22 protein-coding genes are annotated in these 21,041 nt (G+C 65.5%); 15 read left to right on the forward strand and 7 right to left on the reverse strand.

Annotated features, from left to right (window positions below):
- Positions 1-62: 62 nt before the first annotated feature.
- The 9 genes from serA to ASE11_RS23280 all read left to right on the forward strand — a co-directional run bounded on the left by serA (position 63) and on the right by ASE11_RS23280 (position 8,022).
- Entirely contained in the window at positions 63-1,325 is a 1,263-nt protein-coding gene (gene serA / locus ASE11_RS23240) for a phosphoglycerate dehydrogenase (protein WP_056277562.1), read from the forward strand.
- Between the two features lie 44 nt (positions 1,326-1,369).
- Positions 1,370-1,558: a hypothetical protein gene (locus ASE11_RS23245; protein ID WP_321166276.1), complete on the forward strand. Its 189-nt coding sequence runs from the start codon at positions 1,370-1,372 to the stop codon at positions 1,556-1,558.
- 369 nt (positions 1,559-1,927) lie between these two features.
- A complete protein-coding gene (locus ASE11_RS23250) occupies positions 1,928-2,626 on the forward strand; it encodes a succinate dehydrogenase iron-sulfur subunit (RefSeq protein ID WP_082585979.1) in 699 nt (232 codons plus the stop codon).
- 164 nt (positions 2,627-2,790) lie between these two features.
- Positions 2,791-3,264: a flavodoxin domain-containing protein gene (locus ASE11_RS23255; RefSeq protein WP_056277568.1), complete on the forward strand. Its 474-nt coding sequence runs from the start codon at positions 2,791-2,793 to the stop codon at positions 3,262-3,264.
- A gap of 137 nt (positions 3,265-3,401) precedes the next feature.
- Positions 3,402-4,589: an ABC transporter substrate-binding protein gene (locus ASE11_RS23260; protein ID WP_056277571.1), complete on the forward strand. Its 1,188-nt coding sequence runs from the start codon at positions 3,402-3,404 to the stop codon at positions 4,587-4,589.
- A 112-nt stretch (positions 4,590-4,701) separates the two neighbouring features.
- Positions 4,702-5,565: a branched-chain amino acid ABC transporter permease gene (locus ASE11_RS23265; protein ID WP_056277574.1), complete on the forward strand. Its 864-nt coding sequence runs from the start codon at positions 4,702-4,704 to the stop codon at positions 5,563-5,565.
- Positions 5,562-6,554, forward strand: coding sequence for a branched-chain amino acid ABC transporter permease (locus ASE11_RS23270; protein ID WP_056277577.1), 993 nt, complete (start codon positions 5,562-5,564; stop codon positions 6,552-6,554). Before ASE11_RS23265 ends, ASE11_RS23270 begins: the two co-directional genes overlap by 4 nt.
- Complete coding sequence (locus tag ASE11_RS23275) at positions 6,551-7,312, forward strand: ABC transporter ATP-binding protein (RefSeq protein ID WP_056277580.1); 762 nt, start codon at positions 6,551-6,553, stop codon at positions 7,310-7,312. The genes ASE11_RS23270 and ASE11_RS23275 overlap by 4 nt, the downstream gene beginning before the upstream one ends.
- Positions 7,312-8,022 (forward strand): ABC transporter ATP-binding protein, encoded by a 711-nt coding sequence (locus ASE11_RS23280; protein ID WP_414842481.1) that lies wholly within the window; start codon positions 7,312-7,314, stop codon positions 8,020-8,022. The genes ASE11_RS23275 and ASE11_RS23280 overlap by 1 nt, the downstream gene beginning before the upstream one ends.
- A gap of 6 nt (positions 8,023-8,028) precedes the next feature.
- On the opposite strand, the gene ASE11_RS23285 is transcribed toward ASE11_RS23280, so the two are convergent.
- Positions 8,029-8,811, reverse strand: coding sequence for an IclR family transcriptional regulator domain-containing protein (locus ASE11_RS23285; RefSeq protein WP_056277586.1), 783 nt, complete (start codon positions 8,809-8,811; stop codon positions 8,029-8,031).
- 138 nt (positions 8,812-8,949) lie between these two features.
- Here ASE11_RS23285 and pobA point away from each other — a divergent pair, with 138 nt between their 5' ends.
- Together pobA and ASE11_RS23295 are read left to right on the forward strand one after the other, a co-directional pair.
- Positions 8,950-10,140, forward strand: coding sequence for a 4-hydroxybenzoate 3-monooxygenase (gene pobA, locus ASE11_RS23290; protein WP_056277589.1), 1,191 nt, complete (start codon positions 8,950-8,952; stop codon positions 10,138-10,140).
- Positions 10,141-10,242: 102 nt separating this feature from the next.
- Positions 10,243-11,148 carry a CoA transferase gene (locus ASE11_RS23295; RefSeq protein WP_056277591.1) on the forward strand — a complete coding sequence of 302 codons (906 nt, stop codon included), beginning with the start codon at positions 10,243-10,245 and terminating at the stop codon, positions 11,146-11,148.
- Here ASE11_RS23295 and ASE11_RS23300 read toward each other — a convergent pair whose 3' ends face one another.
- Positions 11,149-11,757: an AAA family ATPase gene (locus ASE11_RS23300; protein ID WP_235501434.1), complete on the reverse strand. Its 609-nt coding sequence runs from the start codon at positions 11,755-11,757 to the stop codon at positions 11,149-11,151. It lies immediately after the preceding gene.
- Positions 11,754-12,098, reverse strand: coding sequence for a TA system antitoxin ParD family protein (locus tag ASE11_RS23305; protein ID WP_056277594.1), 345 nt, complete (start codon positions 12,096-12,098; stop codon positions 11,754-11,756). The genes ASE11_RS23300 and ASE11_RS23305 overlap by 4 nt, the downstream gene beginning before the upstream one ends.
- Between ASE11_RS23305 and ASE11_RS23310 the strand changes: the two genes are divergently transcribed.
- A complete protein-coding gene (locus ASE11_RS23310) occupies positions 12,097-12,861 on the forward strand; it encodes a cold shock and DUF1294 domain-containing protein (protein WP_235501435.1) in 765 nt (254 codons plus the stop codon). The two genes, ASE11_RS23305 and ASE11_RS23310, sit on opposite strands and share 2 nt — an antisense overlap.
- Positions 12,862-12,945: 84 nt before the next feature.
- Here the strand turns inward: ASE11_RS23310 and ASE11_RS23315 are convergent, their stop codons facing one another.
- The 4 genes from ASE11_RS23315 to ASE11_RS23330 form a co-directional block, all read right to left on the reverse strand.
- On the reverse strand, positions 12,946-15,261 hold the full coding sequence (locus tag ASE11_RS23315) for a YgiQ family radical SAM protein (RefSeq protein ID WP_056277599.1): 2,316 nt from the start codon (positions 15,259-15,261) through the stop codon (positions 12,946-12,948).
- A gap of 65 nt (positions 15,262-15,326) precedes the next feature.
- Positions 15,327-15,803: a MarR family winged helix-turn-helix transcriptional regulator gene (locus tag ASE11_RS23320; RefSeq protein WP_056277603.1), complete on the reverse strand. Its 477-nt coding sequence runs from the start codon at positions 15,801-15,803 to the stop codon at positions 15,327-15,329.
- Positions 15,793-15,990, reverse strand: a complete 198-nt coding sequence (locus ASE11_RS23325) for a hypothetical protein (RefSeq protein WP_056277606.1) — start codon at positions 15,988-15,990, stop codon at positions 15,793-15,795. The genes ASE11_RS23320 and ASE11_RS23325 overlap by 11 nt, the downstream gene beginning before the upstream one ends.
- Entirely contained in the window at positions 15,987-17,558 is a 1,572-nt protein-coding gene (locus ASE11_RS23330; protein WP_056277609.1) for an FAD-dependent monooxygenase, read from the reverse strand. The genes ASE11_RS23325 and ASE11_RS23330 overlap by 4 nt, the downstream gene beginning before the upstream one ends.
- A gap of 118 nt (positions 17,559-17,676) precedes the next feature.
- On the opposite strand from ASE11_RS23330, the gene ASE11_RS23335 reads away from it, so the two are divergent.
- The 3 genes from ASE11_RS23335 (at position 17,677) to ASE11_RS23345 (ending at position 21,025) form a co-directional block, all read left to right on the forward strand.
- Positions 17,677-18,615 carry a crotonase/enoyl-CoA hydratase family protein gene (locus tag ASE11_RS23335; RefSeq protein ID WP_268766329.1) on the forward strand — a complete coding sequence of 313 codons (939 nt, stop codon included), beginning with the start codon at positions 17,677-17,679 and terminating at the stop codon, positions 18,613-18,615.
- Between the two features lie 102 nt (positions 18,616-18,717).
- Entirely contained in the window at positions 18,718-19,278 is a 561-nt protein-coding gene (locus tag ASE11_RS23340; RefSeq protein WP_056277615.1) for a bactofilin family protein, read from the forward strand.
- A gap of 79 nt (positions 19,279-19,357) precedes the next feature.
- On the forward strand, positions 19,358-21,025 hold the full coding sequence (locus ASE11_RS23345) for an ExeA family protein (RefSeq protein ID WP_056278092.1): 1,668 nt from the start codon (positions 19,358-19,360) through the stop codon (positions 21,023-21,025).
- The last annotated feature ends 16 nt before the right edge of the window (positions 21,026-21,041 follow it).

Raw genomic sequence — 21,041 nt, forward strand, 5'->3', positions numbered from 1 at the left:
CCCTGGGGCTCCTCAGCCGAACGTTGGCCCGCAGCGATAGATCCCGACTATATTAGTCGGATATGAACACCGCCCTTCCGCTCCCCAGCCTCGAAGCCGCCACGACCTCGTTCGACAAGCGCAAGATTCGTTTCTTGCTGCTCGAAGGCATCGACCCCTCGGCCATCTCCACGTTGCAAGCCGCCGGTTACAGCCAGATCGAAAGCCTCGCAGGCTCACCTTGCGACGAAGAACTGCGCCAGAAGATCGCCGATGTGCACTTCGTCGGCATTCGCTCGCGCACCCAACTCACGGCCGAGGTGCTGGCCCATGCCCCCAAGCTGATCGCCATCGGCTGCTTCTGCATCGGCACCAACCAAGTGGATCTGGTGGCGGCGCGCCAGCGAGGCATCGCAGTGTTCAACGCCCCGTTCTCCAACACCCGGTCGGTGGCCGAGCTGGTGCTAGGCGAAGCCATCCTGCTGCTGCGCGGTGTACCCGAAAAGAGCACAGTGGCGCACCGCGGCGGCTGGCTCAAGACGGCCCGCAACGCCCACGAGATCCGTGGCAAGACGCTGGGCATCGTCGGCTACGGCGCCATCGGCTCGCAACTGTCGGTGCTGGCCGAAGCGCTGGGCATGCAGGTGGTGTTTGTCGACGTGCTCAGCAAGCTGCCGCTGGGCAATGCCCGCCAGTTGGCAACCTTGCCCGAACTGCTGAGCGCCGCCGATGTGGTGAGCTTGCACGTGCCCGAGAACGCCAGCACCGAATGGCTGATCGGCGAGCGCGAGCTCGCGCAGATGAGGCCCGGCGCGGTGCTCATCAACGCCTCGCGCGGCCGCGTGGTCGAGATCGAGCCGCTGGCCGCCGCGCTGCGCGAACACCGCCTGGCCGGTGCTGCCATCGACGTCTTTCCACAAGAGCCACAGAGCAACGCCGATCGTTTTGAGTCGCCGTTGCGCGGCCTGGACAACGTGATCCTGACCCCGCACATCGGTGGCTCCACGCTGGAGGCGCAAACCAACATCGGCAACGAGGTGGCGGAAAAATTGGTCCGGTACAGCGACAACGGCACCACGACCTCGTCGGTCAACTTCCCCGAAGTGGCGCTGCCCGCCCACCCCGGCAAGCGCCGCCTGCTGCATGTGCACCGCAACGTTCCGGGCGTGCTGTCGGCCATCAACCGGGTGTTCGCCGACAACGGCATCAACATCGCCGCACAGTACCTGCAGACCCGCGATGACGTGGGCTACGTGGTCATCGACGTTGACGCCGTGCACGCCGACATCGCCCTGTCCGGGCTGTCCGGTGTGGGCGGAACCTTGCGCACCCGCGTGCTGTTCTGACGCCCGGCCTGACCATCGGCCCGGATCGGGGCGGCGTCTGCCCGGTGTGGGATGAGCAGGGCCGCCAGGTCGGCAACCTGAAACGCATTGGCGGGCGATGGAAGTTCAAGGCCATTGGCCAGGACGCACAGGGCCAGGTTGTCCCCGGGGGCGGGCCGCTGACCGAGCGGCACAACATGAGCTTCGACCGGCTGGACAGCACCGAGATCGCCACCCGCCTGCTCGGCCGCTGAACAGATCGGCGGACAGTGGCTTGCGCTGTCCCAACTCGGCGTGGTGGGCGTTTCGTCCTGCCCATCTGCTCGTGGTCAGGGCGCATCCTGACGGGGCGAGTCGATGACGTTTGTGGTCACCGAAGCCTGCAAACGCTGCAAATACACCGACTCATCGAATGCGCCGTGTGCGTCCCGGAGTGCCCGGTCAATGCCATCGATGTCGAATACCGCGTTATAAGTTCGGATCCGTACGGACCCGTGGCTTTGGATTCATCAACATTGCCCATCCGCCAACCTATCCCGCTCTCGAAGGAATGCGGAAACAATGTTGAGGCGCCCCATGAATGCAGCGGCTGATGGAGCCTGAACCTTTATTGAAAGAACCCCGTGCACACCTTCAGGATCTACCGCTACGACCCGGATGTCGACACCAAGCCCACGATGCAGACGATGAAACTTGAGGTCAATCCCGGCGACCGCATGCTGCTCGATGTGCTCATGCGCCTGAAGGCCGTGGACCCGAGCCTGTCTTTCCGCCGCTCCTGCCGAGAAGGCATCTGCGGCTCGGACGCCATGAACATCAACGGCAAGAACGGGCTGGCTTGCGTCACCAACATGAAGTCGCTAAACGGCGTGGTGACACTCAAACCCTTGCCGGGCTTGCCGGTCATTCGCGACCTGATCGTCGACATGACCGACTTCTTCAAGCAGTACCACTCGATCAAGCCCTACCTTATCAATCTCGCTCCGCCCCCGGAGCGGGAACGCCTGCAGTCGACCGAGCAACGTGAGGAGCTCAATGGACTGTACGAATGCATTCTGTGCGCCTGCTGTTCATCGGCTTGCCCGAGTTTCTGGTGGAACCCGGACAAGTACGTGGGGCCTGCGGGCCTGTTGCAGGCCTACCGATTCCTCGTCGACAGCCGCGACACGGCCACCGCCGAGCGACTGGACAACCTCAACGATCCGTTTCGCCTGTTCCGCTGCCGCGACATCCTGAACTGCGTGGACGTGTGCCCCAAAGGATTGGTCCCGGCGGGTGCCATCAGCAAGATCAAGGAGATGATGGTTCGACGCAGTGTTTGATTGCGGTCTGCGGCACGCACGTTCAGACTTCATGCCTTGCGCAGGCTGGACAAAGCGGTACTCCCAACGGGAGTGTTGCGCCGTGCGCCCTTCTCGTTGATGGCGATCGGGGTTTCCCCGGGTGGTCAGCCAAAAAAACATGAAGTATATTGCGTGCACTCCACATGAGCACACCTCCCAAACTCCTCATCCTGGTCGGCACCATGACTGACACTGCAGAGCATGTGGCTCAGGCCGTTGGGATGAATTGCGCGGATCTGCTCCCGATTATTGAAGTTCGATTGATGGATGGTCTGGACATCCGGGTTTTTGAGGAAGATGCACTTTACGTCATCTGCTCATCCACCCACGGCTCGGGCGATGTGCCCGACAACGCCCGCCACCTGTACGAATCGCTGGCCACCGAGCCCCGGTACCTGGGCTCGGTGCGCTACGGTGTCATCGCCCTGGGTGACAGTGCCTACCCACAGACGTTCTGCAACGGCGGCCTGCGGTTCGACGAGCGCCTGGCGGATCTGGGTGCGGTGCGCATTGGCGAGGTGTTTCGCCACGACGCATCAGCCGGGACCGAGCCCGAGGTGGTGTGCACGGCCTGGGCGCGCGACTGGCTGGCAACCACCCTGAATGCCGCCGTCTGATGCCAGGGCACCCTCCGATTCATATGTAAATAGTTCAAGCCTCAAGTACGGGTTATTCTGTATCGTCAATCGCGACCCCGCCGTCTACAGTGCCCTGACACCTCACCGCTTTTCGCCAACCCACCTGGAGATCCTCAATGACCACTCGCCGACTTGTCCTGACCCGCAGCGCTGCCGTGATCGGCGCCGCGTCCACCGGCCTGCTGCTGCCCGAAATCGTGCGCGCACAGTCGGACAAAGTCCGTGTGGGTTTCATGCTGCCCTACACCGGCACCTTCGCCCAGTTGGGCGTGGCGATTGAAAACGGTTTCCGCATGGCACTCAACGAACAAGGCGGCAAGCTTGGCGGCCGCGAGGTGGAGTTCTTCAAGGTCGATGACGAATCCAACCCGGCCAAGGGCATCGAGAACGCCACCCGCCTGGTGCAGCGCGACAAGGTCGACGTGCTCGTCGGTACCGTGCACTCGGGCGTTCAGATGGGCATTCACAAGGTGGCGCGCGACAGCGGCGTGCTCAGCCTGATCCCCAATGCCGGCGTGCACGTGGCCACCCGCGCCCAGTGCGCTCCCAACGTGTTCCGTACCTCGTTCAGCAACTCCCAGCCCACGCTGGCGCTGGGCAAGGCCATGATGGAGCGCGGCCACAAGAAGGCCGTGTGGATCACCTGGAACTACGCGGCCGGCGACGAGGCCTTTGAAGGCTTCGAGAAGAGCTACACCGAGGCCGGCGGCACCATCATCAAGAAGCTGGGCCTGCCCTTCCCCAACGTGGAGTTCCAGGCGCTGCTGACCGAGATCGCCTCGCTCAACCCCGATGCCGTGGCCTGCTTCTTTGCGGGTGGCGGCGCGGCCAAGTTCCTGCGCGACTTCGCAGCAGCCGGCCTGAACAAGAACATCCAGCTCTACGGCTCGGGCTTCCTGACCGAGGGTGTGCTGGACGCCGCCGGTGACGCCGCCAACGGCGTGCTGACCACCATGCACTACAGCGACGCGCTGGACACGCCGCGCAACAAGAAATTCCGCCTGGACTACGCCAAGACCTTCAGGCTGCAGCCCGATGTGTATGCGGTGCAGGGCTACGACACGGGTCTGTTGCTCATCAAGGGCGCCAACGCTGTCAAGGGTGACCTGAGCAACAAACAGGCGCTGTACGCCGCCATGAATGGCGCCGAGATCGACAGCCCACGCGGCAAGTGGAAGATGAGCGCGGCGCACAACCCGATCCAGGACATGTACCTGCGCAAGGTCGAGAACAAGGAAAACAAGGTGATCGGCATTGCGGCCAAGGCCGTGGCCGACCCGGCCACCGGCTGCCGCATGGGCTGAAGCCGGGCGGACCAGCGCCCGATCCGGGCGGGACGCACCAAAGGCCGGCGCCTCACGGGCGCTGGCCTGTTTTTTGCACGCTTTCAAGATCCCACCACCCACCTGCTTTCCCATGGATTTCGCCAACTTCCTCATCCAGCTGCTCAACAGCCTGCAATACGGCCTGTTGCTGTTCATGCTGGCCGCGGGCCTCACGCTGATCTTCGGGATCATGGGTGTGGTCAATCTGGCCCACGGCAGCTTCTACATGCTGGGCGCGTATCTGGCGTGGTTCCTGGTGGGGCAACTCGACAGCCTGGTGCTGGCCATCGTGCTGGGCACGGTGATCGCCGTGGCGCTGGGCTGGCTGCTGGAGTGGTCGCTGTTCCGGCACTTCTACCACCGTGACCACCTTGACCAGGTGCTGCTGACCTTCGGCCTGATCTACATCTTTGAAGAGGTGCGCTCCATCCTCTGGGGCGACGACGTACACGCAGTGCAGGTGCCCGAGGTGTTGAACTGGTCGATCCCGCTGACCGAGAACCTCTCGTACCCGGTGTACCGGCTGGTGATGTCGGGCGTGTGCATTGCGCTCGCCCTGGGTCTGTACCTGCTGATTTCCAAGACCCGCCTGGGCATGAAGATCCGCGCCGGTGCGTTCAACCGCGAGATGACCGAGTCGCTGGGCATCAACATCCGCCTCATCCACGGCGTGGTGTTTGCCCTGGGCGTGGCGCTGGCCGCCATCGCCGGCATGATCGCCTCGCCCATCGCCAGCGTCTACCCGGGCATGGGCAGCTCGGTGCTGATCATGTGTTTCGTGGTGGTCGTCATTGGTGGCATCGGGTCGGTGCGGGGCGCGCTCGTCGCGGCCCTGCTCGTGGGCTTGGTGGACACGTTCGGCAAGGTGCTGGTGCCTCAGATCGCGGGCATGGCCGTGTACATGCTCATGGCTGGTGTGCTCCTTTACAAGCCCGAAGGGCTCTTCAAACAATGAGTTCCCCCAAAGCCCAACTCGAGAAGCTGCCGCGCAGCATCCAGGCCATTCTGGTGCTGGGCGCCATCGCGCTCGCCGCGTTTCCACTCATCCCGTTGACCGGTGGCGAGTTCTACCTGCAGATGCTCTCTCAAATGATGATCCTGGCGATCTTCGCCATGAGCCTGGATCTGCTGCAGGGCGTGAGCGGCCTGGTGTCGCTCGGCCACGCAGCCTACTTTGGCCTGGCGGGCTACGCGCTGGCTTTCCTCACGCCAGCCGACACCCCCATCAGCCTGTGGTGGTCCCTGCCCGCCTCGGCACTGGGCGCGGGCCTGGCCGCGCTCATCATCGGCTTCTTCGTGGTGCGCACCCACGGCATCTACTTCATCATGGTCACCATGGCGTTCGCGCAGATGGTGTTCTTCCTGTTCTTCGACAACAAGATGCTCGGTGGATCGGACGGCGTGTACGTGAACTTCCGGCCCACGGCGTCGCTGTTCGGCTGGACCGGCATCGACCTGGAAAACAAGACCACCTTCTATTACTTCACGCTGCTGCTGCTGGTGCTGGTCTATGCCTTCCTGCGCCGCCTGCTGTTCTCGCCGTTTGGCCGCGTGCTCGCCGGCATCCGCGTGAACGAACACCGCATGCGCGCCGTGGGCTATGGCACCTTCGGCTACAAGCTCGCGGCCTTCACGCTGGCCGGTGCACTCGCCGGCGTGGCGGGCTTTCTGTGGGCCGCGCAGACCGGCTACGTGAACCCCGAACTCATGGGTTTTCACATGAGCGCGCACGCCATCATGATGGTCATCCTCGGGGGCATGGGCAACTTCGCCGGGGCCATCGTGGGCGCCTTCGCGTTCGAGTACGTGATGCACTTCTTCAAGGACCTCACCAAACACTGGCAATTGCTCATGGGCACGTTCATCGTGCTGGTGGTGGTGTTCGCGCCGCGTGGCCTGCTCGGGCTGGTGGAGCGGTTCACCAAGAAACGGACCACGCCATGAGTGAACTCCTGCTCACCGCGCGCAACCTTACCAAACGCTTCGGGGGTCTGGCCGCCGTCAACGACGTGTCCGTGGACCTGCACCGTGGACGCATCCACGCCGTGATCGGCCCCAACGGCGCGGGCAAGTCCACGCTGACCAACCTGCTCTCGGGCGACCTGCCGCCCACCTCGGGTCGCATCACGCTCAATGGTGTCGAGACCGCCGGCAAGAGCCCCGAAAAGATCTCGCGCCTGGGCCTGGGCCGCAGCTACCAGAAGACCAACATCTTCCTGCCCTTCACTGTGTGGGACAACGTGCGCCTCGCGGCCCAATCGCGCGAGCGGCACGCGCCCTGGAACCCGCTGCGCTGGGTGTCCTCGGCCAGCGCCATGGGTGCCGTGAACCAGCGCTGTGAACGTGCGCTGGAACTCGCGGGGCTGACCGCGCGCGCCAACGTGGTGGCCGGCACCACCAGCCACGGCGAACAGCGCCAGTTGGAGATCGCCATGACCCTGGCCACCGAACCCACCGTGTTGCTGCTCGACGAACCCCTGGCCGGCATGGGCCAGGCCGAGGCCGAGAGCATGGTGGCGCTGTTGCTGCGTTTGAAGAAAGACCACGCCATGATGCTGGTGGAACACGACATGGACGCCGTCTTCACGCTGGCCGACCAGCTCACCGTCATGGTGAACGGCCAGGTGATCGCCAGCGGGACACCGCCCGAGGTGCGGGCGGATGCTTCGGTACAAGCGGCCTACCTGGGTGAGGAGCATTGATGAGCGCCTTGATTGAAGCCAGGGGCCTCAACACCCACTACGGCGCCAGCCACATCCTGCGCGGCATCGACTTCACCGTGGGCCAGGGCCAGACCATTGGCCTGATGGGTCGCAACGGCATGGGCAAGTCCACGCTGCTCAAATCCATCATGGGCATCGTCAAACCGAGCGGCGGCAAGGTGCACGTGAAGGGGCGTGACATGACCGGTGCACCCACCTTCGAGATTGCGCGCCTGGGCCTGGCCTACGTGCCCGAAGGCCGCGGCATCTTCGGCAACCTGAGCGTGAGGGAAAACCTGGTGATGTCGGCCCGCGCCGGCACGCAGGGCCAGCGCGACTGGACCTACGACCGCGTGCTGGAAACCTTCCCCCGCCTGGCCGAACGCCTGAACCACGGCGGGCAGCAGCTCAGCGGCGGCGAGCAGCAGATGCTCACCATCGGCCGTGCGCTCATGACCAACCCCGACCTGCTCATCCTCGATGAAGCCACCGAAGGCCTGGCGCCCCTGATCGCACGCGAGATCTGGCGCATCTGCGGATTGATTCGCGAGAGCGGCATCAGCAGCATCATCGTGGACAAGAACTGGAAACACGTCACCCAGATCACCGACCGCAACGTGATTCTTGTGAAGGGTGAAGTGGTGTTCGAGGGGAGTTCCGAGGAACTGCTCTCTCAGCCCGGCCTGCTGGAGCAGCACCTGGGCGTCTGAGCCCAGTCAGAGCAGAGGCCGCAGCTCGCGCGCGGCATCCTGCAGCAGCGGCAGCATGTCCCGCTGGAACTGTGGTGAATCCATGCGCTCGGCGGACGACACCACGTTCAAAGCGGCCACCGCCTTGCCCTGCATGTTGCGCAGCGGCACCGCCAGCGCAAACACACCCAGCTCGTGCTCCTCGCGCGCAATCGACACGTCCTGGCTGCGCACCTGTGCAATGACGGCCTTGAACGCCTTGTGGTCCACCGCGGTGTGTGGCGTCAACCGGGGCAGTTCACGTCCTTTGAGCCAGGTGGTGAATTCGGCTCTTGGCATGGCCGCGAGCAGTACCCGGCCGGTGGACGTGGCGTGCGCGGGTAGCCGCGCACCGAGGTGCAACCCATAGGCCATGAGCCGTTGCCCGCCAATCGACACGTTGCGCGCAACGATCACCACCTCGTCTCCATCGAGCACGGCCGCCGAGAAAGAGTCGCGGGTCAGGGCCGCGAGTCGGTTCAGCGTGGGCTGCAGCAAGCGCGGCAGGCGCGCCGAGGCCAGGTAGCTTCCTGAGAACCGCAGCACCTTGGCCGAGAGCCAGTAGTGGCTGCCGTCGGTGTCCAGATACCCCAGGTGCGCCAGCGTGAGCAGATGGCGCCGGGCCGCCGCGCGTGTGAGGCCGGCGCGTTCGGCCGCCTGCGTGGCGTTGAGCCGCTGGCGCTGGGTGTCAAAGCTCTCCAGCACCGCCATGCCCTTGGCCATGCCTTCGATGAAATCCGCCTTGGCGATAGGGTGCTCGGGTGCGTTCATGGCCGGATTATGCGCCGAGCGCCCCATATTGCGCGGTGATCGCACAAGCTGTCCGATCATCGCGCAAGCTCGATCACGAACGATTGTGTTGTACGTCCCAGGTTTCTACGCTTGGTGATTCCCACCAGGAGACAAGACATGCGAACCCAAGTCGCCATCATCGGCGCCGGCCCGTCGGGCCTGCTGCTCGGCCAGTTGTTGTACAAGGCCGGCATCGACAACATCATCATCGAGCGCCAGAGCGGCGACTATGTGCTGGGCCGCATCCGCGCTGGCATCCTGGAGCAGATCACGGTGGACCTGCTGGCCGAGGCGGGCGTGGGCGAGCGCGTGAAGGCCGAAGGCACGGTGCACCACAGCATCGAGCTGGTGTTTGCCGGCAACCGCCACGCGATTGACGTGCACGGACTCACTGGCGGCAAGGTGGTCACGGCCTACGGCCAGACCGAGGTGACCCGCGACCTGATGGACGCGCGCCGCGCCGCCGGTCTGCCCACGGTGTACAGCGCAGCCAACGTGACGGTGAACGACTACGACACCGACCACCCGGTGGTGCGCTACGAGAAGGATGGGCAGACGCATGAGGTGACCTGCGACTTCATCGCCGGCTGCGACGGCTTTCACGGCGTGTGCCGCGCCAGCGTGCCCAAGAGCGCCATCACCGAGTACGAGAAGGTCTACCCGTTCGGCTGGCTCGGGGTGCTGGCCGATGTGCCGCCGGTGTCCACCCACGCCATCGTCTACGCCAACAGCGAGCGCGGTTTCGGCCTGTGTTCCATGCGCAGCCTCACGCGCAGCCGCTACTACGTGCAGTGCCCCATCGACGACAAGGTCGAAGCCTGGAGCGACGACCGCTTCTGGGACGAACTGCGCCGGCGCCTGGACCCCGAGATGGCCGAGCGCATGGTCACCGGCCCGAGCATCGAGAAGAGCATTGCGCCGCTGCGCAGCTTCGTGGCCGAACCCATGCGCTTCGGGCGTTTGTTCCTCGCGGGCGACGCGGCGCACATCGTGCCGCCCACCGGCGCCAAGGGCCTGAACCTGGCGGCCAGCGACGTGAAGTACCTCTCCAGCGCTTTCATCGACCACTACCTCGACAAGAGCAACGCCGGCATCGACAACTACTCGCAGCAGGCCCTGGCCCGCGTGTGGCGCGCCGAGCGCTTCAGTTGGTGGCTCACCTCGCTCATGCACCAGTTCCCCGACACCGCGGGCTTCGGCCAGAAGGTGCAGGAGGCCGAGCTCGACTACCTGGTGAATTCAGAGGCCTTGTCGCGCTCGCTGGCCGAGAACTACGTCGGCCTGCCGCTGGACTTCGGGCGCCGCTGAAGGCTTGCCGGCGCCATCGAACGGGCGACGCTGTCGCCCGTTTGCGTTTCAGGCGGCCAACGCGGCAGTACAGTGCAGCGACCTCACCCACCCGATGCGCCCATGACCGCCACCCTCCGCCCTGCCCCCGCCCTCAAACCCCTGCGCGGCCTGCGCGTGCTCAGCCTCGCGCTCAACCTGCCAGGGCCGGCCGCGCTGATGCGCTTGAAAGCCATGGGCGCCACCTGCCTCAAGGCCGAGCCCCCGGCGCCCAAAAGCGCATCGAGTGGCGACCCCATGGGCCAGTACAACCCCAAGGCTTACGCCACGCTGCACGACGGCATCAAGACCATCACCATCGACCTCAAGGTTGAGAGAGGCCAGGCCACGCTGCACAAGGCCCTGGCGCGCACCGACCTGCTGCTCACCTCGTTCCGCCCCTCCGCGCTGCTCAAACTCAACCTGGGCTGGAAGGCGCTGCACAAGCAGTACCCGGCGCTCAGCGTGGTCGCCATCGTGGGCGCGCCGGGCGAGCGCGCCGAAGAACCGGGCCACGACCTCACCTACCTGGCCGATGCCGGCCTGGTGCCAGGCCTGGAGTTGCCCGCCACCCTGTTTGCCGACATGGGCGGCGCCCTCATGGCCAGTGAAGCGGCACTCAAGGCTGTGATGGTGCAGAAATCCACCGGCAAGGGCGTGTTTCAGGAGGTGGCCTTGTCGGATGCCGCCGCCTGGCTCGCCCTGCCCCGCGCCTGGGGCCTGACGCAACCCACCGGCGCGGTGGGCGGTGCGCACGCGGGCTACCGCGTGTATCCCTGCAAGGACGGGCGCGTGGCCGTGGCCGCGCTGGAGCCGCATTTCGCCTCAGCCCTGTGCACAGCGGCCGGCCTGGCCGTGAGCGACATGCGCACGCTGTTCAAGCCCGCCACCCACGCGGCCATCGCCGCGTTCCTCCAAGGCATGACACGCAAGCAGCTCGATCAGTTGTCGGTGGCGAAAGACATTCCGCTGCACACGCTGGCCACCTGATCAAACAGCCAGCACGGCGGCCGCCCACCCGGGCAACACACCGGGCACCACCGGCGGCAAGCCTCGGCGACAGTGCGCCACCAGCCGTGGCGGCTGGATGGCGGTGCCCGAGGTGTCGTAGAGCAAGGCCAGGTCGGCCAGGCGCACGGCTTCCTTCAGATGCCCCAGGGTGCGCGGGTAGCGCGCCACTATCCGGTCGGGCGGCACGGCGTGGCCGCCTTCGCGCACCCGCTGCGCCACCCGGCGCACCAGTTGCTGCGCATCGTCCACACACACCACGAGCAGCACGGTGCGAAACCCCGCGGCCCGGGCAGTGCCCATGAGCTGCAGTTTGGAGGGGTGGGAAAACACGGTTTCGCTCACGAACGAGTGGCCTGCGGCCAGCAGCGTGGCGCGGCGCTGGTCCGCCCAGGCTCTGGCCTGTTCGGAGCGCGCTTTCGGCTCGATCACCTGCGCCAGGTGGGTCGCCTCAAACAGGTCGGCGTTGACGAATTCCAGTTGGGCCGGGATCAGACCTTCTGTCACTGCAGCGCGGTACAGGGTGGATTTGCCGGCGCCGTTGGGGCCGGCCAGCAGGTAAAAAACCGGTGGCAAAACCGGTGGCGTCACGCAGCGCGGCGGACGGTGGGTGCCTTGCTGCGGTTGTCCTGCACGGTTTGGCGCACGGCCTGGGCCAGGCGGCCGCTGGATTCAGCGGCCAGAAAGCGGGCTTCGATGGCATCGAGCGGATCGGCCGGCACCGCGTGCCGCGCAGCTGCGTCGTAACAGGCGATGGCCTCGCGAGCTTCCTGCACCGTGAGGCCGGTTTCTTCGGCAATGCGCCCGAGCGTGGCCCAGTACTCGATCTGCCCGGCGACCGAGCGCCGCTGTGGCTGCGCAGCCTCACGCGCCTGCTGAACCAGCCCGGCGGGCAACTTGACAGAGGAAAATGCAGAACCGGTGGCCGACATGAAACATCTCCTGTTTGGCGCATTTTGCGCCATTCTGGACAAGCTGGCAAGCCACCATTTCCGTCCATCGACCCATATCAACATCATGCGAAAACAGGGAACCGTGGTGCGCTGGGATCCAGCCAAGGCGTTCGGCTTCATCCGCAGCGAACAGACCGTCGCCGACATCTTTTTTCACATGCGGGACTTCAGCGGCCACCAGCCGCCCAGCGAGGGCCTGCCGGTCACGTTCCAGGAAATCCATGTGGGGGGCAAGGGGCCGCGCGCGCTGTCGGTGGAGCCGCTGCGCAACGAGGTGAAGGCGCCGTTCGAGACACCCAAGGCGGTCGTGCCGCCCGAGGCCGAGTTGTTGCCCCGCGCCGCGCCCGCCAGACGATCTCCATCGGCGCGCGAGAAGCGCCGCGAAGACCTGCCCCTGTGGATCGGCCTCGGGCTGATCGTCTTCTGGGTACTGCTCTGGCTGGTGGGTATCGGCCTGGGCCGTTTCCCGTGGGTGATTCTCACGGCGGTGGTGCTGATCAACCTGGGCACCTTCTACATGTACTGGCGCGACAAGGACGCCGCCGTCAACGAAACTCAGCGCACGCCCGAAGACCAGTTGCACGCGCTGGCGCTGCTGGGCGGCTGGCCGGGTGCCTGGTTTGCTCAGCAGATCCTGCGCCACAAGACGAGCAAGCAGCCGTTCCGGCTGTACTACTGGACGACGGTCGCGGTCAACACCATTGCATTGTTGGGTTGGATCGCCTGGCCAGCCATACGATGAAACACCCCCGCGCCGCCTTCGGCGTCACCCCCTCAAGGGGGCGCACCCTGCGGCCCGGCAGAGCCGGTTCCGCGGGAGCTCTGGTCAGCGTGGCTTGCGCTTGACGGGCCCCGCACCGGTCACCCGCGGCGGAAGGCCGGTGTGCTGCGTGAGCAGGCGGCCCGCAACGGGTTGCGCTGCCTTGCCCACCGGCGTGCTGTTCTTGCGGCGCGCGCTCTGGTAACTGCCATCCGTCATGGGCTGGAAGGTGGGGATCAGGTGGTGCTTGCCGTTGCCGATCAAATCTGCGCGGCCCATGGTTTTCAGCGCCTCGCGCAGCAGCGGCCAGTTGTTCGAATCGTGGTAGCGCAAGAAGGCCTTGTGCAGGCGGCGGCGTTTGTCGCCGCGCACGATGTCCACCCGCTCGGCGCGCTGCGCGTCGCGACTGATGCCTTTGAGCGGGTTCAGGTTGGTGTGGTACATCGCCGTGGCCGTGGCCATGGGGCTGGGGTAGAAGGTCTGCACCTGGTCGGCGCGGAAACCATTCTTCTTCAGCCACACCGCGAGGTTCATCATGTCTTCGTCGCTGGTGCCCGGGTGCGCGGCGATGAAGTACGGGATGAGGTACTGCTTCTTGCCAGCCTCTTCGCTGAACTTCTCGAACAGCTGCTTGAACTTGTCGTAGCTGCCGATGCCGGGCTTCATCATCTTGGACAGCGGACCGCCCTCGGTGTGCTCTGGCGCGATCTTGAGGTAGCCGCCCACGTGGTGCTGCACCAGTTCCTTCACGTACTCCGGGCTTTTGACGGCAAGGTCGTAGCGCAGGCCGGAGCCGATCAGCACCTTCTTGATGCCGCGCAATTCGCGCGCCCGCTTGTAGATCTTGATCAGCGGGCCGTGGTCGGTGGTGAGGTTGGAGCAGATGCCGGGGTAGACGCAGCTGGGCTTGCGGCACGCGGCCTCGATCTCGGGTGTCTTGCAGCCCAGGCGGTACATGTTGGCCGTGGGGCCACCGAGGTCGGACACCACGCCGGTGAAGCCTTCCACCTTGTCGCGGATGTCCTCCACTTCTTTGATGATCGACTCTTCCGAGCGGCTCTGGATGATGCGGCCCTCGTGCTCGGTGATCGAGCAGAAGGTGCAGCCGCCGAAGCAGCCGCGCATGATGTTCACGCTGAAGCGGATCATTTCCCAGGCCGGGATCTTGGTCGCGCCATCGTGCTTGCCGTGTTCGTCGGCGTAGACGGGGTGCGGGCTGCGCGCGTACGGCAGGTCGAACACGAAATCCATCTCGGCCGTGGTCAGCGGAATCGGCGGCGGGTTGATCCACACATCGCGCGAGGTCGCGCCTTCGCCATGCGCCTGCACCAGCGCGCGGGCATTGCCGGGGTTGGTTTCCAGGTGCAGCACGCGGTTGGCGTGGGCGTAGAGCACGGCGTCGCTTTTCACCTGCTCGTAGCTGGGCAGGCGGATCACCGAGCGGTCGCGCGCCGGTGGCTTGCGTTTGCTTTGCAGGGCCGGGTTGGGCAGGAACGTCAGCGGCTGGATGGCGGGGTTGGCCGTCCCGGGCGCTGTATTGACCTCCTCTTTCGAACACGTCGCCCCCTGCGCCTGCGCCTGCTCGCTGGTCGTCAGATACGGGTTGATGTGATCCTCCACCCGCCCCGGCATGTCGACCTCGGTGGAGTCGATCTCGATCCAGCCCTCGGCCGTGGGATCGTGCGGGCGGCGCACGAAGGCGGTGCCGCGCACATCGGTGATGTGTTCGATCGGCTCACGCGCCGCAATGCGGTGCGCCACCTCGACCAGCGCGCGCTCGGCATTGCCGTAGAGCAGGAGGTCGCACTTGCTGTCCACCACGATCGAGCGGCGCACCTTGTCGCTCCAGTAGTCGTAGTGGGCGATGCGACGCAGGCTGCCTTCGATGCCGCCGAGCACGATGGGCACGTCCTTGAAGGCTTCCCGGCAGCGCTGGCTGTAGACGATGGCCGCGCGGTCGGGCCGTTTGCCACCCACGTCGCCCGGCGTGTAGGCGTCGTCGCTGCGGATCTTGCGGTCCGCCGTGTAGCGGTTGATCATCGAATCCATGTTCCCGGCGGTCACGCCCCAGAACAGGTTGGGTTTGCCCAGGGCCTTGAAGGCCTCGGCGCTCTGCCAGTCGGGCTGGGCGATGATGCCCACGCGAAAGCCCTGCGCCTCCAGCACACGCCCGACCACCGCCATGCCGAAGCTGGGATGGTCCACATAGGCGTCACCGGTCACCAGGATGATGTCGCAGCTGTCCCAGCCGAGCCGCTCCATCTCGGCGCGGCTCATCGGCAGCAACGGCGCCACGCCGAACCGCTTGGCCCAATACGGGCGGTAGCTGGTGATCGGCTTGGCGGCGCGAGCAAAAAAGGAGACGTCGACGGGAGCGTTCATGGGGTGACACGGACCCGGAGCGCGGGTGGGTGGAAAACCCTCGATTTTACGGGTTGCCCCTGATTTCAGGGGATCGCAGGGCTACTGGCCTCCAGCCGGTCGTGCGCGTGGGCAATCAGGCGGTCAAACAGGGCTTCTAGCTGGCGCCGCTCGGCGCTGGAGAGGCAGCCGAAGATGTCGGTGTTGCGCTGCTCAATCAGCCGCATCACCTTCTTCCACAACGGCCGGCCGGTGCGCGTTAGCGTGAGCACCACGCCGCGCGCATCGGTTTCGCTGGTCGACTTCAACACCAGAGCGCGGTCCACCAGCATCTGCGCGGCACGGCTGGCCTGCCCTTTGTCCAGGTTGGCCCGGGCAGCGAGGTCCTTCACCGACAGCGGTGCGAACTGACCAATGGCGGCCAGACACCGCGCCTCGCCCACGCCCAAACCGAAGGTGTTGGCGTAGGCGTCGCTGCTCTGGCGGTCGGTGAGTTTGGCGAGCCGGTGCAGGCGGTAGGTAAGGAAATCCTGCAGTGCGGGCGGGGTGGTTTCAGCGGCCATCGCCGGCTCCCTCTGCGCACTGGCGCTCGGCATGGGCCATCAGGGGCAGCACCTCGTCGGCCCGCTGCAGGCGGCTGATCAGCGAGAGGCACAACATGGAGAGGAACAGCGGTGCCCTGTCTTCGCCCACGCGGGTGAGAGCCTCGCACAGGGCGCTGTAGCTGCGGTCGAGATCGGCGTCGGTCATGAAAGCACTCCGGTGGTGGCGAGGGCTTGGAATACGGGTGCCGGGTCGTGTCCGTGCCATCGGCCCATCACGTAGCCGTCCGGCCGCACCAGCACCAGGGCCTGATCGCTGGCCGCCGGCAGACCGTAACGCTGCCAGGCCTGCCCGTGGACATCCATGGCGGGATCGATGCTCAGCAATTCCAGGCCTGGCAAGGTCGGCTCCTGCTGATGCACCGGGCCCAACGCGAGCACGAGGAAGTCCCGCCCGAAACGGCTGCTGAGGTGAAAGGCACCCTGCCCGTCCTGCAGCAAGGCTTCAGGTGCCGGGGCACCCGGGGCGGCCATGTCGTGGCTCCAACCCTCGGTGGCGTCGGCATTCAAGGGCGAGCCCACATAGGTGATGGGTGTGGACTGGCGCGGGTTGATGAGCGAGCGCACCTGCGCATCGCCCTCGGCCAGCCGCAGCGTGGCTTCCCTCATGAGCTGGTAGGCAAAGTTGGGGGGCGCCATGAACTCGGTGCTCTTGGCCCCGAAGGCGATGTTCTCTCGTGTGGCGTGCACGCGCTCGGTGGAGTACGAATCCAGCAAGCCGTCGGGCGACTGGCCGCGCACCACCCGGGCCAGCTTCCAGGCCAGGTTGCCCGCGTCGTCCAGCCCCGAATTGAGGCCGCGCACGCCAAAGATGGGCACCAGGTGCGCCGCGTCGCCCGCGAACATCACACGTCCATGCCGGTAGCTGGGCAAGGTGAGGCACTTGGCGTTGTAGATCGAGATCCACAGCGGCTCCCAGGGCTCGGTCTCGCCGATCATGTTCAGGTGGCTCTGCACGCGCGGCAACACGTTCTCGGGCTTCACCGCCTCCAGCGGGTCTTCGTCGTCGCGGATCTGGTAGTCGATGCGCCAGACGTCGTCGGGCTGGCGGTGCATGAGGATGGTGGAGCCTGGGTTGGACGGTGGGTCGAACCAGGCCAGGCGCTCCACCGCGCGCCGGGTCTTCTGCACCACGTCGACAATCACGTACTTGCCGTCGTACTGCGTGCCTTCGAGCTGCAAGCCGAGCTGCTCACGCACCGTGCTGCGGCCACCATCGCAGGCCACAAGCCAGTCCGCGCGCACAGTGTGCATCCCGTCGGACGTGCTCACCACCACTTCAACCCCGTCGGCATGGGGCCTCACGCCGGTCACGCGGCTGGCCCATTGCACCTGCGCCGGTTCAACGGTGGCCTGTGCCGCACGGTGCGCGAACTCTTCCACGTAGAACTGCTGGATGTTCACCATGGGTGCGAAGCGCTGCGTGGGCTCGCTCGGCATCTGGAAATGCAGCACCTCGTTGCGGCGCCAGTAGCTGCGCCCACCCACCCAGCTCAAGCCCTTGGCGACCAGCGCCTTGTCGGCCCCCACCCAACCCAGAATCTCCTGCGAGCGGCGCGACATGCAGATGGCGCGACTACCGCTGCAGTAGCCCTCGTCATCCTCGATCACGAGGTTGGCAATGCCCTGGGCCGACAACAAGGCAGATAGGGTGAGACCGACGGGGCCACCGCCAACGATCAGCACGGGAATGGATGGAGGTAGGGGTTTATTCATGTTGTCAATATGGTTGCGTGCGCAACTTTATCCAGTTTCCGTTGCGTGCGCAACCATATGCAAAGGCACAGATCCACTGTCGCCAACGCAACTGCCGCGCACCCACCCGCTGCCTATCATGAAAAAACACCAGGAGACACCCATGCCCGCTTTCACCACCCTGCGCATCGAAAAGGACAGCGCTCAGCCGCGCATCGCCCGCCTGCTGCTGAACCGCCCCGAGCGGCTCAACGCCATCAACGAGGAGATGCCGCGCGAGATCCGCGCCGCGGTCGACTGGGCCAATGCCGACGACGAAGTGCACGTGATCGTGGTGGAAGGTGCCGGCAAGGGCTTCTGCGGCGGCTACGACCTCTCGTTGTTCGGCGAAGGCGAGATCGACCACCCCTGCCAGCAGGAGCGCGCGCCCTGGGACCCGATGGTCGACTACGCCTACATGAAGCGCAACACCGAAGACTTCATGAGCCTGTGGCGCAGCCCCAAGCCGACCATCGCCAAGGTGCACGGGGCAGCGGTGGCCGGCGGCAGCGACATCGCACTGTGTTGTGATCTGCTGGTGATGGCCGATGACGCGCGCATCGGCTACATGCCCACCCGCGTGTGGGGATGCCCCACCACCGCCATGTGGACCTACCGGCTGGGCGCCCTGCGCGCCAAGGAAATGATGTTCACCGGCAATGTGATCGACGGCCGCACCGCAGCCGCCTGGGGTCTGGCCAACGAAGCCGTGCCCGAGCATCGACTGGAAGCGGTCACGATGGCGTTGGCCGAACGCATCGCCGGAGTACCGCGCTCACACCTGGCCATGCACAAGATGGTGGTCAATCAGGTCATGCTCACCATGGGCCTGGAGCAGACGCAGATGATGGCCACGGTGTTCGACGGCATCACGCGCCACAACCCCGAGGGCGTGTGGTTTCGTCGCCATGCGCAGGAGGCCGGTTTCAAGGACGCGGTGCGGTGGCGCGACAGCGGCAAACCGATTCCCGAAGGCGATGAGGCACGCGCCCTGATCCGCGAAATGGAATTGCGCAAGCCCTCTTCATCGGAGAAATGAAACAGCGTGTACGGTTCATCTCGTTACCCCTCTTACCGAACCGACCCGAATGTAAGCCGCACCGCACTTAGCATGGCTGCTTCACTTTTTGAAGGAGCTGGCATGGCACTGCACTTTGGCAAACGCGACATCGATCAACCCAAAACCTTGAACACCGGCATGGCCACACCGCGCTACGGACAAGCCACCGGCGGTTCCGCCGCTCAGCCCCAACCCGCCCCTGCATCACAAGCAACACAGATCACGCCCGACGTGGACCTGACGCCCAGTACCAAGTCGGCCGGCGCACCTCCCGAAGGCGGCAGCAAGCTCACCGTGGGCCCGAACATCAAGCTCAAAGGCGTCGAGATCACCGATTGCGACACGCTGGTGGTCGAAGGCATGGTGGAGGCCACCATGGACTCGCGCGTGATCCAGATTGCCGAGCAGGGTGAATTCAAGGGTTCGGCCGAGATCGACATCGCGGAAATTCGCGGTGTGTTCGACGGCAACCTGACCGTGCGCAACAAGCTGGTGATCTACTCCACCGGCAAGGTGACCGGGCGCATCCGTTACGGCAAGGTGGTGATCGAGGAAGGCGGCCAACTCTCCGGCGACATCGAATGCTCGGTGGCCGCGGGCAACAAGGTCGGCAGCAAACACGCGATGGCCCTGGCGGCCTGATTTCACCAGCCGGCAAGACGGCAGGATCAGCGATCCCGCCGTCTTCGCCTGCGCATGAGACGGCGGTATGCTCAAAAGCATGTACGCCGAGTTTTTCGGGCTCCAGCAGAGCCCGTTTTCAATTGCTCCGGACCCGCGTTACCTCTTCATGAGCGAGCACCACCGGGAAGCCTTGGCGCATCTGCTCTACGGCGTACAGGGCGATGGTGGTTTCGTGCTGCTCAGTGGCGAGATCGGCGCCGGCAAGACCACGGTCTGCCGCTGCTTTCTGGAGCAACTGCCCGAGAACTGCCGGGTTGCCTACATCTTCAACCCCAAGCTCACCGTCAACGACCTGCTCAAGACCATCTGCAGCGAGTTCCACGTCGAGGTGACACACGAGGGCATCGGTCCGCCCACCATCAAGGACCACCTCGACCCGCTCAACACCCACCTGCTGGCCAGCCACGCCCGGGGCGAGCGCAATGTGCTCATCATTGACGAAGCCCAAAACCTCACACCGCATGTGCTGGAACAGCTGCGCCTGCTCACCAACCTGGAAACCAGCGAACGCAAGCTGCTGCAGATCATCCTGATCGGCCAACCCGAGTTGCGCACCCTCCTGGCCACACCCGAGCTGGAACAGCTCGCCCAGCGGGTGATTGCGCGCTTTCATCTCGGCACCCTCGACAAGGCCGAGACCCAAAAATACATCGAGCACCGCATGCAGGTGGCGGGACTGAGCGGGCCACTGCCTTTCTCGAAAAAGGCTGTGGCGCGCGTCCACGCGCTGGCCCGAGGCGTGCCCCGGCGCATCAATCTTCTCTGCGACCGCGCACTGCTGGGCGCATACGCCGGTGGCGTGTCTCATCTGACGGCGACCGTGGTCAACAAGGCCGCGCGCGAGGTGTTCGACTGCGACACCGCGGCGCCTACCGCGCGGAGGCATGCGCAGCCGGGGCCGGCGTGGCTGGGCACGCTGGGCATGGGCGCGCTGGGCGGCGCCTTGGTGGCAGGCGCGTTGTTCTGGTGGTGGAACACCACCCAGCCAGCCCTGCGACCCACGGTGCAGCCTGCAGTCGCTGCGATGACCGCGCCCGACGAAGTGCCCGCCCCAGCCACTGTCGAGCAACCCGTCTCGACGCCGGCGATGGCCTTGGCGGTGTCGGACACCGTACCCGACCTCGAGACACTCATCGGCAGTGAGGCCCAGGCCTGGCGCGAACTCGGGCCCCTCTGGGGCCAAGCCCTCGCCGACGGCGAAGCCTGCGCGAACGCCTTGCAACACCAGCTCCAGTGCTACCGCACCGACCGCATGACGATCCACGGCCTGCGCCAACTCAACCGCCCGGGCATCCTCACACTGCGGCTGCGTGGGCAAGGCACCGCATGGGCCCTGCTCACCGCCATGACGGACGACAGCGCCACGCTGCAGTCTGGTGAGCAACGCTGGCGACTGCCCCTCGCGACCCTGAACGACCTCTGGCGGGGTGAGTTCGCCACCCTGTGGCGAACACCACCAGGGCAGACGGGCAGACTGGTGGATGGGCGCGCGGGAGCCGCAGCCGAGTGGCTGGACACGCGCATCGCCGATTTGCAGGCCCATGGACACGTTCCACCGTCAGCCAACAACCTCAATGCGCGTATCCAGGCGTTTCAACGATCACGAGGTGTGGACGCCGCCGGCGTGGCCGGGCCGCTCACCTTCATGCAGGTGAACCTCGCCAGCGGTGTGAACGAGCCCCGGCTCGTGGCGTCGCAACCCTGACGGCTGGCCGAGCCAT

Source organism: Hydrogenophaga sp. Root209 (assembly GCF_001428625.1).
Taxonomy (GTDB): Bacteria; Pseudomonadota; Gammaproteobacteria; order Burkholderiales; family Burkholderiaceae_C; genus Hydrogenophaga.

Bases quoted from the DNA above. Each gene is read 5' to 3' on its own strand.
- serA (WP_056277562.1), top strand. From the start codon at position 63: ATGAACACCGCCCTTCCGCTCCCCAGCCTCGAAGCCGCCACGACCTCG.
- ASE11_RS23255 (WP_056277568.1), top strand. From the start codon at position 2,791: ATGAGCACACCTCCCAAACTCCTCATCCTGGTCGGCACCATGACTGAC.
- ASE11_RS23260 (WP_056277571.1), top strand. From the start codon at position 3,402: ATGACCACTCGCCGACTTGTCCTGACCCGCAGCGCTGCCGTGATCGGC.
- ASE11_RS23265 (WP_056277574.1), top strand. From the start codon at position 4,702: ATGGATTTCGCCAACTTCCTCATCCAGCTGCTCAACAGCCTGCAATAC.
- ASE11_RS23270 (WP_056277577.1), top strand. From the start codon at position 5,562: ATGAGTTCCCCCAAAGCCCAACTCGAGAAGCTGCCGCGCAGCATCCAG.
- ASE11_RS23275 (WP_056277580.1), top strand. From the start codon at position 6,551: ATGAGTGAACTCCTGCTCACCGCGCGCAACCTTACCAAACGCTTCGGG.
- ASE11_RS23280 (WP_414842481.1), top strand. From the start codon at position 7,312: ATGAGCGCCTTGATTGAAGCCAGGGGCCTCAACACCCACTACGGCGCC.
- ASE11_RS23285 (WP_056277586.1), bottom strand. From the start codon at position 8,811: ATGAACGCACCCGAGCACCCTATCGCCAAGGCGGATTTCATCGAAGGC.
- pobA (WP_056277589.1), top strand. From the start codon at position 8,950: ATGCGAACCCAAGTCGCCATCATCGGCGCCGGCCCGTCGGGCCTGCTG.
- ASE11_RS23295 (WP_056277591.1), top strand. From the start codon at position 10,243: ATGACCGCCACCCTCCGCCCTGCCCCCGCCCTCAAACCCCTGCGCGGC.
- ASE11_RS23310 (WP_235501435.1), top strand. From the start codon at position 12,097: ATGAAACATCTCCTGTTTGGCGCATTTTGCGCCATTCTGGACAAGCTG.
- ASE11_RS23305 (WP_056277594.1), bottom strand. From the start codon at position 12,098: ATGTCGGCCACCGGTTCTGCATTTTCCTCTGTCAAGTTGCCCGCCGGG.
- ASE11_RS23315 (WP_056277599.1), bottom strand. From the start codon at position 15,261: ATGAACGCTCCCGTCGACGTCTCCTTTTTTGCTCGCGCCGCCAAGCCG.
- ASE11_RS23320 (WP_056277603.1), bottom strand. From the start codon at position 15,803: ATGGCCGCTGAAACCACCCCGCCCGCACTGCAGGATTTCCTTACCTAC.
- ASE11_RS23325 (WP_056277606.1), bottom strand. From the start codon at position 15,990: ATGACCGACGCCGATCTCGACCGCAGCTACAGCGCCCTGTGCGAGGCT.
- ASE11_RS23330 (WP_056277609.1), bottom strand. From the start codon at position 17,558: ATGAATAAACCCCTACCTCCATCCATTCCCGTGCTGATCGTTGGCGGT.
- ASE11_RS23335 (WP_268766329.1), top strand. From the start codon at position 17,677: ATGAAAAAACACCAGGAGACACCCATGCCCGCTTTCACCACCCTGCGC.
- ASE11_RS23340 (WP_056277615.1), top strand. From the start codon at position 18,718: ATGGCACTGCACTTTGGCAAACGCGACATCGATCAACCCAAAACCTTG.
- ASE11_RS23345 (WP_056278092.1), top strand. From the start codon at position 19,358: ATGTACGCCGAGTTTTTCGGGCTCCAGCAGAGCCCGTTTTCAATTGCT.